We start from the raw sequence: 8,758 nt of genomic DNA, 5'->3' as shown, positions 1-8,758 counted from the left end.
GAATACCTCGTGCTGGCGCCGGCAATGATTTTTTATCTGCCGCTGATTCCGTTGATTTGCCGCCAGGCACGCATCATTTGGATTCATTTTGACCGGCTGGCTGATCCCGAAAAACCGAATTCTATCGAAGAACAAACGAACACGGCGCCATGATCAAACGAAAATCCCCGTCACTAGCAATTTTTGCAACTGTGATTACGCTGGCCGTACCGCTTTATGCTGGCTTCAACCTCGTGGGCAGCCCCATTCGGCTGGTGGAAGTTCTGACCTTGTTCTTCAGCGGCATGGCCGGAGGCGCGGGCCTCACGCAAGCGCTTGCGCGATGGCGCGCCGGCCGGGGACAAAACTGAACCGGATCCTCGCGAGAGAAAACATGGTATCGATTTTTTGGATTGCGATGGCGGTGATTGTCGCCGGCAACATCATTTATCACATCGCGCAGAAATCCATTCCGCACAACGCCAATCCGCTGGCTTCGGTGATTGTGTCGTATGTCGTCGCCATTGCCGTAAGTTTGTTTTTATTGCCAAAATACTTGTCGGGCACGACTTTTCTCTCCGCTCTGCGCACACTCAACTGGAGCAGCATCCTCGTGGGCATTGGGATTGTCGGCATTGAGTTTGGATTTTTGCTGGCTTATCGCGCGGGCTGGCAGATCAATGTCGCGGCGCTTATTGCCAGCGTGCTGCTGGCGCTGATTCTTTTGCCGATTGGAACGTTCGCGTTTCAAGAAAGCTGGTCCTGGCCCAAAACGGTTGGACTGGTTTTGTGCATGATCGGGCTGGTGTTGCTGCAGCGGGGATGAGTGGTTGGCGGAAATTTCATTACCGGATACTTTTTCTTTGGCCACAGATGAACACGGATTTTCACGGATTTGTTGACGGTTAAAAATAGTTCTTTCAGAAAAAAAATCCGTGCAGATCCGTGTCAATCAGTGGCTAAAAGCTTTGCTTCTGACCTCAAATGTGCCGTTCGCATAATCTTGATTGACTCAACGTGATTCTCCGACGCACAAAAATTATTTGCACCCTCGGTCCGGCAACGGAATCGCCCGAAATGATTGCGGCGCTGATTGACGCGGGCATGAATGTCGCGCGCTTGAATTTTTCACACGGCGATCATGAAGGCCATCAAACCCGCATCAACTTGATTCGCGCAGCCGCGGAAAAGAAACAGCAACCCATCGCGATCTTGCAGGATCTTTCCGGCCCGAAGATTCGCATCGGTGCAATGGCAGCGCCCGTTGAATTGCAAGACGGCGCGATCTTCACGCTCACCAATCGTTCGGTTGTTGGCAATGAACAGGAAGTGTCGATTTCGGTTGCGGACTTGCCCGAACAAGTGCAGGTGGGCGATGTGATCCTGCTCGCCGACGGCGCGCTGGAATTGCGCGTGTTGCAGGCCGATCGCCACGACATTCGATGCCGCGTGATCAACGGCGGCCTGCTGGATTCGCACAAGGGCATCAATCTTCCCAAGCGCTCGCTGCGCGTGAGCGGCTTGACCCAAAAGGATAAAGATGATTTGCGTTTCGGTTTGCAGGCCGGCGTCGATTTTGTGGCCATGTCGTTCGTGCGGCAAGCCGAAGATCTCTCTGAGTTGCGCGAGCTGATGCGCCAAATCGGCCGCGTCACGCCCATCATCGCCAAAATTGAAAAGCATGAGGCGCTGGAAAAAATTGACGGCATCATTGCGCTCACCGACGGCCTGATGGTGGCGCGCGGCGATCTTGCGGTGGAGACGGCGCTGGAACGCGTGCCGCTGGTGCAGAAGATGTTGATCGAAAAATGCAATCAGCTCGGCAAGCCGGTGATCACGGCCACGCAGATGCTCAAGTCGATGGTTGATGAGCCGCGGCCCACACGCGCCGAAGCCACGGACGTTGCCAATGCCGTACTCGACGGCACCGATGCCGTCATGCTTTCGGAAGAAACTGCGGTAGGCAAGCATCCCGTGGAAACCGTGCGTGTGATGGATCGCATCCTGCGCGCGGCCGAAACCCGGCTCTCGGCAAAAAATTGGCTGCCGGTCGAACGCACCAAAGGCGAAGGCACAATCCCGGCGGCCATCAGCCACGCCGTTGTAGCGATTGCCGCTGAGCTGAAGGTCAAGGCCATCATCACGCCCACGCAAAGCGGCGCGACCGCGGGTATGATTGCGCGTTATCGCCCGGCTGTGCCGATCGTGGCCATCAGTCCGGTGGTGGCAACCACGCGGCAAATGGCGCTGGTGTGGGGCGTGTATTCGGTTTTCATTGAGCGAGAGCATGAACAAACGGATGAGTTGATTGCCGAATGCAAAAAGATCGCGCTCCGCCACGGCATTGTCGAGGTCGGCGACCGGGTGATCATCGCCGCCGGCCTGCCGCCCGGCGCGGCCAGCAAAACCAATTTGCTGAAAGTGGAAATGGTGGATTGAACGAACCAACGTTTTTACAAACACTTTCATGTTGCTTTGGCATTTGCCTTGATTTTCATCGTTACAATTTTAGATTGAGCAACACGCTTTGCAGGCGCTCGTTTCGATGTCGAGCACTTTTTCTTTAGCCACGGATTCACACGGATTTTCACTGATTATTTTCCGTGTGTTAAAAGGGGTTCTCTCAAAATGAAAACTCTGAAATCCGTGTAGATCAGTGTCAATCAGTGGCTAAAAGCTTACAGCAGATTTTCAGGCAAGCTGATAACCGCAGCCCTTCGGGTGGCCCAACTGATAGATTAAATCCAACGGATGAAGCTTTTTTTTTCATCCGTTGGTCTTAATCTATCAGTTGGTGAAAACTTAGAATTTTATTCTAACTTTGAAAAGTTAACTGCTTTATTTCAGAAAAGCGTTTGTTAGCAAAATTTCGTCAAATGAGCTGGCCAAGTCCAGTAAATGAAAAAAGAATGGCTTTACCTTTTGCAAGGAGATCGTATGACGACTATTGTTGAAGTTCATGGCCGTGAAATTTTGGATTCGCGCGGTAACCCCACGGTTGAAGTCGATGTGATTTTGGAGAATGGTATTGTCGGCCGCGCGGCCGTTCCCAGCGGCGCTTCCACCGGCGAGCATGAAGCCATCGAGTTGCGCGACAAAGAGCCGAAGCGCTACAACGGCAAGGGCGTGTTGCAAGCCGTCAAAAATGTGAACGAAGTGATTGCCCCGGAGATTGTGGGATTGGAAGCGACGCAACAGCTTTTGATCGACCGCGCCATGATAGCGCTGGACGGCACCGAGAACAAAAGCAAGCTCGGCGCGAATGCGATCTTGGGCGTGTCGCTGGCCGCTGCCAAGGCCGCCGCGAGCGCGAGTGATTTGCCGTTGTTTCAATATCTCGGCGGGGTGAGCGCGTGCACGCTGCCCGTGCCCATGATGAACATCATCAACGGCGGCGCGCATGCGGATAACAACGTCGATCTACAGGAATTCATGATCATGCCGGTGGGCGCGAAAAGCTTTGCCGAAGCGCTGCGCATGGGCGCGGAAGTTTTTCACAGCCTGAAGTCCGTATTAAAAAAGAAAGGCTACAACACCGCGGTGGGCGACGAGGGCGGCTTTGCGCCGGATTTGAAATCGAATGAAGAAGCGTTGATGGTGATCGTGCAGGCCGCGGAGGCGCTGGGTTTGAAAGCGGGCGAGGATTTTTGCATCGCGCTCGATCCGGCCGCCAGCGAGTTTTACAACAAAGAGCGCAAAGTCTATGAACTGAAATCGGAAAAGCGCAGCCTGAGCTCTTCCGAGATGATCGAATACTACGCCGGCCTGGTCAAGAAATACCCCATCATTTCGATTGAAGACGGTCTGTCCGAAGATGATTGGGCCGGCTGGAAAGAAATGACGGCAAAACTTGGCAACTCGCTGCAACTGGTGGGCGATGATATTTTCGTGACCAACACCAATCGTTTGCAATCCGGCATTACGCAGGGCGTGGGCAATTCGATTTTGGTGAAGGTGAATCAAATCGGCTCGCTCAGTGAAACACTGGCCGCGATCGACATGGCGCATCGCGCCGGTTACACCGCCGTGATCTCGCATCGCTCCGGCGAAACCGAAGACACCACGATTGCCGACATCGCGGTGGCCACCAATGCCGGCCAGATCAAAACCGGCAGCGCCTCGCGCACCGACCGCATTTGCAAGTACAACCAGTTGCTGCGCATCGAGGAGATGCTGGGCGAAAGCGCGAAGTTTCCCGGCCGCGCGGCGGTGAAACAGTCATTGTGATGTTTATCTCCAAGGTGCGAGATCATGACACAAACAGTAACACTGGAGTTGCCGGAATCCGTTTATAAATCAGCACAACGGTCAGCCGAGGCTACGAGACGGCGTCTAAGCGAAGTTTTGGTGCACGCATTACGGGCTTTGCTTCCTCCTTTGGAGGGCCTGTCGCCGGCGTTAACCGCAGAGTTGGCCGCGCTGGAAAAATTGAACGATGGCGCGCTCTGGCGGGTTATGCTGGATCAAGTGCCCGCCGAGCAGCAACGGAAATTGCAACGCTTGCTTCAAAAGAGCAAGCGTGCAAAACTGACGGAGGCAGAACGCGCAGCGTTGGCCGCCTTGCAGCATGACGCCGATCGTGTCATGTTGCGCAAAGCCCGTGCAGCCGTGTTGCTGCGCTTTCGGGGAAAACGTCTACCCACGTTGGCGGAGATGCGCAAACACGCGCGTGGAAAAACGAAGTGAAAAGGCAGAGTATTTCGCGGAGTCTGCGCCGCCGTGTTCGAGACGCCGCGCAATATCGCTGCGGTTATTGCTTGCGGTCCGAGGAACTAACCGGCGAGCGCATGACCATCGAGCACATTCATCCCCAAAGTCGTGGCGGCCCGTCAAGTGAGGATAATTTGTGGCTCGCTTGCCGGCGCTGCAATGAGTTCAAGGGAGTGCAGACACATGCTATTGATCCTGCTACCGGCAAGCGCACGCGATTTTTTAATCCAAGAACCCAGTTGTGGGACGAACATTTCGGTTGGGATGAAAGCGGAGCATTGATTCGCGGATTAACACCGGTTGGCCGGGTGACGGTCATGGCTTTGCGATTGAACAATCCCGAGATTGTTGTTGCCCGCCGTCTTTGGGTGGCCGCCGGCTGGTGGCCGCCGGAAGAATAAGGACGCGGGGTGGCCCTGGCAGCGCCTCGCGCACCGACCGCATTTGCAAGTACAACCAATTGCTGCGCATCGAGGAGCTGCTGGGCGAAAGCGCGAAGTTTCCCGGGCGCGCGGCGGTGAAACGTTGATCAAGTACCTTCGCGCAGAAAGCGGCACAGCAAAAACAAATTGCATTTCACTGCCAGAATCTTAAATTGCGGCTCACTAGTTTTGGAAGTTTGATTCCTCGTTGCCGTCAGTCATGCCGCGGCCAAGCCGCGGCAGAGCAAATCAACTAACCGCGAACCCTCACGGCTGGAGATGGCATGGCGCTGAAAGATCCGAAATACGACAAACCGATTCAACTGCGCAAAACACGTCGGCCTAAGCAGCTTGCAGTGATCAATCAAGCCGGCTGCACCGGTTGCATGGTGTGCATTGATTTTTGTCCGCCGGATTGCATTTTGGTGGTGCCGGGGCCGGATCCCGAGAATCCCACGGTGCACAAGCTGGTGGAAGTGGATTTGACCCTGTGCATCGGCTGCACGCTGTGCGCGAAATACTGCCCGTGGGAAACGATCTCGATGCTGGAGTTCAATGAGGCCTACAACAAAGCCGAAGAGTGGACCATCCGCACCGTTCTCGGAGAAATCGTCGAGCCGGTACCGGCTACGGCCGGCGCCCCCGCACGCCGCGCAGCTCACGCCGAAGCTGAGTGAGCAGGATCGCGCCGATCTCGCGCACGGTGTGGCGCTGTTCAATGCTGGCAAGTTCTGGGAATCGCACGAAGCCTGGGAGCAAATTTGGCAGCGCCATGACGAACCGTGGCGCTTTTTCGTGCAAGGTTTGATTCAGGTCGCGGCGGCGCATCATCAACTCAAACGCGGCATCCGGCATGGCGCAATCAAGCATCTCAAGAATGCGCTGGTGAAGTTGGACGTTGCCCCGCTGGATTTTGCCGGGCTGGCGCTCGGCGCATTTCGTGATTATCTGCACGCCTTGCTCGGGCATATTGAAAGCGACGAGAGTGAGCGTTGGGTTGTGCAAGAGTTGCAGCCGCTAGGTTGGGCCGCAGAGCATGAACACAAAAAAGCCCTTTGATGGCGATGTCCATCAAAGGGCTTTTGTTTTGGCTTATAATCGTTTTCTGGAGCTTCAATAAACGCGAATACGGATAGCGCGAGATCAACATGTGTACTTTATTCTAATCGTCTCGCGATGCGGAATCTTGTGAAGTACATACACCATCGCAGGACTTCACAGGATTCCTCCTGAATGACAAGGAAAAATATTGTTTTGGCCAAACATGAACGTGTCTTCGTCCTAGAAATTTGCGCCGATTTGCGTTCATTCGCGGTTTGAGATAAACAAAAATTGTTTCAACGCTGTTCCGCTGTGCGGCGGCAACCTGCTTGAAGAATCCCGCCTTAATCCTCCAATTTGCGCAACAGGCCACGCATGCGCGATTCGATTGCACTCACCTCTTGTTTGGGAATGCCGTACGTGAACAAATAGAAATTCACATCGCGATAGTTGAAAAGCGCATCGAGCTGCACCTGCAAGATGCCGTTGTTGAAATTCTCCGCGGTTGCGCTGAATTCTTGCGGCGGATTAAACGTTTGTACCACGCCCTCGAAATAATCGCCGGTTGCTGTTCGCAGGGCATAACGCCCGCCGGGCCGGAGATTTTCAATTGTCCCCTCGCGCGCCAGCATGTTTGTGCTGAAGAGGCGCTGCCAGGCCTCATGCCGCGACAGTTTTTGGAGAAAAATCCGCACATAGGCCGTTTCGCGCGGGGTGTCGCGATGGTTTTCCAGATAATGGCGTAAACTCCATAACTGAAATTTCCAGCCGCGGCGTGTGCCGTCATACAACGCATCCCATTCCGCGTCCGCTGAAAATCCCGAATGTACCAAGCGCAGAACGGTTTTGCCGCCGCGCGCTTCCAGAAAGAAATCGGTTGCCGTGGGCTGCGCCACTGTCACGCTGCGCTCAGTCGCGTCAGGCGCGGGTTGTTGATCCGCCAAACGCTCAACCGAGGCGATGCGAAAATGGCGATGCGGCTCGGCAATCTGGATGCGGCTATCCCAACAAAACTCGTCGCGCCATGACATGCGCAACGTGCCGTCGGGATTCGTGCCGGCCTCGAGCGGAAACCAGCGCGTCAACTCCTCCGCATCCGTGAGCGCCTTCCACACCGCCTCCACCGGCGCGTTGATTTCCACCTCCGTCTCGATGTCGCGCGTCTTCGGTTTGGAGATTGCGTCTGTCATGATTTGATTCCTTTCGACTCAAAGCCAAGGGTATGTTATCGAGATCGCACTGCTTCTCAGGCAGCGCCGCTATTTTTTGCGGCTGAGTGTGAATGTATCCGAAACCTCTTTGCCGTTTTCACGCCAAGTCCAAGTTTGTGCAAGATGGTCGGCATCTTCGAGAGTCAGTGTGAGGCCATGAATGTGGCCGCCGGTAGGCTTGGCGAGATTGGTGACGTCGACGAAGACGAATTCCAAAGTGTTCAGGTCACCCGGGGGAATTTCTGCCCGCATACGAGGCTGATTATTGGCCGAGCAATAATGCGTCATCATCAGGGTCTCGCCGTCGCGATGGTAGAGACTGACCATGCTCGGTTCACCTTCGGGCGTGAGAGTCTCCACCAGCGCTGTGCTTCCGGCGGCTAATTGATAAGAAACGGTTCGCATTTTGCCGTCTGAGCTGGTACCTTGCCAATCACCGGCCAAGGTTTTGAGTTTGTCGAAGGCATGTGCGGCGCGCGCTGGAGCGGCGGTGTTTTGCGCCGATACCAAATATGCCAGCAACGAGACGAGGCCGATTGCCAACAGGACAAGTTTGCTGTGCTTCATGCGGGGTCTCCTTTCTTCGAAATTTTACCGGCGATTTGTGTTTTTGTTGCTGAATCTGCGGCAGATGGTTCTTCCGCGTGCGTAACGGCTGGGTAGGATCCGATGATAAACTTGAAGACGCGGCCGCGGCTATCGTGCTCGTTGTGATATTTCGCCGATAAGCGCGCAACCGTATTGGCCAATTCTTCGGTGAAGGCGTTTAAATCAGTCGCCGAAGCCAGCTTGACATTCGTTTCCAGCGTGAAAGTTGGAAGCTGCTTGCCGGTTTTTTCCGCGCCGGCGCGCAAGGTTGCCAGGTCGCGAATGGCGCGCGCGGCTGCCGCAATGAGATAGGTTGAAGAAAAGCGATCCTGAACCTGACCGGGCTCGGTGGCCAAATTGCCGAGCGCTTGCGGGCTGATGAGATAGTGCCGCGCGGTGGCGCGCATGATTCGCTCGACACAGTTACCCTTGCGGCGCTCTTCCACCGGTTCGATTAGGCCGTGCTTTTCCAGCTCGCGCAGATGATAATTCAGTTTTTGCCGCGGCAAATTCATCTGCCGGGACAAACCGGAGGCGGAGTCGGGCTCGCGCAAGCGTTCGAGAATCTCCAGCCGCAAAGGGTTGAGCAAAGCCGCCGCGGTGGTCGCATTACCGACAACGTTAAAAGAGGCTTGGGCGTGAGTTGTCATGGCAGAAAGTAATACCGAAAAAATAATTTGTCAAGAAAAATTTTTGATTCGGATGGCTCTAATCCTGAGAATGTTGGATAATCAGCAGTTCATAGACCTGGTTTCGGGGGACTTGTGCGATTCGGGACGATGGCGTCTGGGTGAATGGGCAATGCCA

General features: G+C 54.8%; 11 protein-coding genes and 1 pseudogene. 9 read left to right on the top strand and 3 right to left on the bottom strand.

What is annotated here, in order from left to right; translation table 11 throughout:
* Window positions 1-149 precede the first annotated feature (149 nt).
* From FBQ85_03805 to FBQ85_03765, 9 genes and pseudogenes are all read left to right on the top strand, one after another.
* On the top strand, window positions 150-350 hold the full coding sequence (locus FBQ85_03805; protein ID MDL1874281.1) for a hypothetical protein: 201 nt from the start codon (window positions 150-152) through the stop codon (window positions 348-350).
* A gap of 23 nt (window positions 351-373) precedes the next feature.
* Window positions 374-805, top strand: coding sequence for a hypothetical protein (locus tag FBQ85_03800; protein MDL1874280.1), 432 nt, complete (start codon window positions 374-376; stop codon window positions 803-805).
* A 194-nt stretch (window positions 806-999) separates the two neighbouring features.
* Window positions 1,000-2,418, top strand: a complete 1,419-nt coding sequence (gene pyk, locus FBQ85_03795) for a pyruvate kinase (protein MDL1874279.1) — start codon at window positions 1,000-1,002, stop codon at window positions 2,416-2,418.
* 498 nt (window positions 2,419-2,916) lie between these two features.
* Window positions 2,917-4,206 (top strand): phosphopyruvate hydratase, encoded by a 1,290-nt coding sequence (gene eno, locus FBQ85_03790; GenBank protein MDL1874278.1) that lies wholly within the window; start codon window positions 2,917-2,919, stop codon window positions 4,204-4,206.
* Window positions 4,207-4,230: 24 nt separating this feature from the next.
* Complete coding sequence (locus FBQ85_03785; protein ID MDL1874277.1) at window positions 4,231-4,665, top strand: hypothetical protein; 435 nt, start codon at window positions 4,231-4,233, stop codon at window positions 4,663-4,665.
* Window positions 4,662-5,090, top strand: coding sequence for an HNH endonuclease (locus FBQ85_03780; protein MDL1874276.1), 429 nt, complete (start codon window positions 4,662-4,664; stop codon window positions 5,088-5,090). Before FBQ85_03785 ends, FBQ85_03780 begins: the two co-directional genes overlap by 4 nt.
* A pseudogene (locus tag FBQ85_03775) lies at window positions 5,072-5,218 on the top strand (hypothetical protein). Before FBQ85_03780 ends, FBQ85_03775 begins: the two are co-directional and overlap by 19 nt.
* A gap of 177 nt (window positions 5,219-5,395) precedes the next feature.
* Window positions 5,396-5,788, top strand: coding sequence for a 4Fe-4S dicluster domain-containing protein (locus FBQ85_03770; GenBank protein ID MDL1874275.1), 393 nt, complete (start codon window positions 5,396-5,398; stop codon window positions 5,786-5,788).
* The gene (locus tag FBQ85_03765) at window positions 5,667-6,170 is read left to right on the top strand and encodes a DUF309 domain-containing protein (GenBank protein ID MDL1874274.1); all 504 of its coding nucleotides are present in this window, start codon (window positions 5,667-5,669) and stop codon (window positions 6,168-6,170) included. The genes FBQ85_03770 and FBQ85_03765 overlap by 122 nt, the downstream gene beginning before the upstream one ends.
* A gap of 326 nt (window positions 6,171-6,496) precedes the next feature.
* On the opposite strand, the gene FBQ85_03760 is transcribed toward FBQ85_03765, so the two are convergent.
* From FBQ85_03760 to FBQ85_03750, 3 genes are all read right to left on the bottom strand, one after another.
* A complete protein-coding gene (locus tag FBQ85_03760; GenBank protein MDL1874273.1) occupies window positions 6,497-7,342 on the bottom strand; it encodes a hypothetical protein in 846 nt (281 codons plus the stop codon).
* 69 nt (window positions 7,343-7,411) lie between these two features.
* A complete protein-coding gene (locus FBQ85_03755) occupies window positions 7,412-7,930 on the bottom strand; it encodes a hypothetical protein (protein ID MDL1874272.1) in 519 nt (172 codons plus the stop codon).
* Window positions 7,927-8,601, bottom strand: coding sequence for a helix-turn-helix transcriptional regulator (locus FBQ85_03750; GenBank protein ID MDL1874271.1), 675 nt, complete (start codon window positions 8,599-8,601; stop codon window positions 7,927-7,929). Before FBQ85_03750 ends, FBQ85_03755 begins: the two co-directional genes overlap by 4 nt.
* Between the last annotated feature and the right edge of the window lie 157 nt (window positions 8,602-8,758).

The sequence above is a fragment of the Cytophagia bacterium CHB2 genome, from assembly GCA_030263535.1.
Lineage (GTDB): Bacteria > Zhuqueibacterota > Zhuqueibacteria > Zhuqueibacterales > Zhuqueibacteraceae > Coneutiohabitans.
This window is presented reverse-complemented; position numbering and strand designations above follow the sequence as displayed.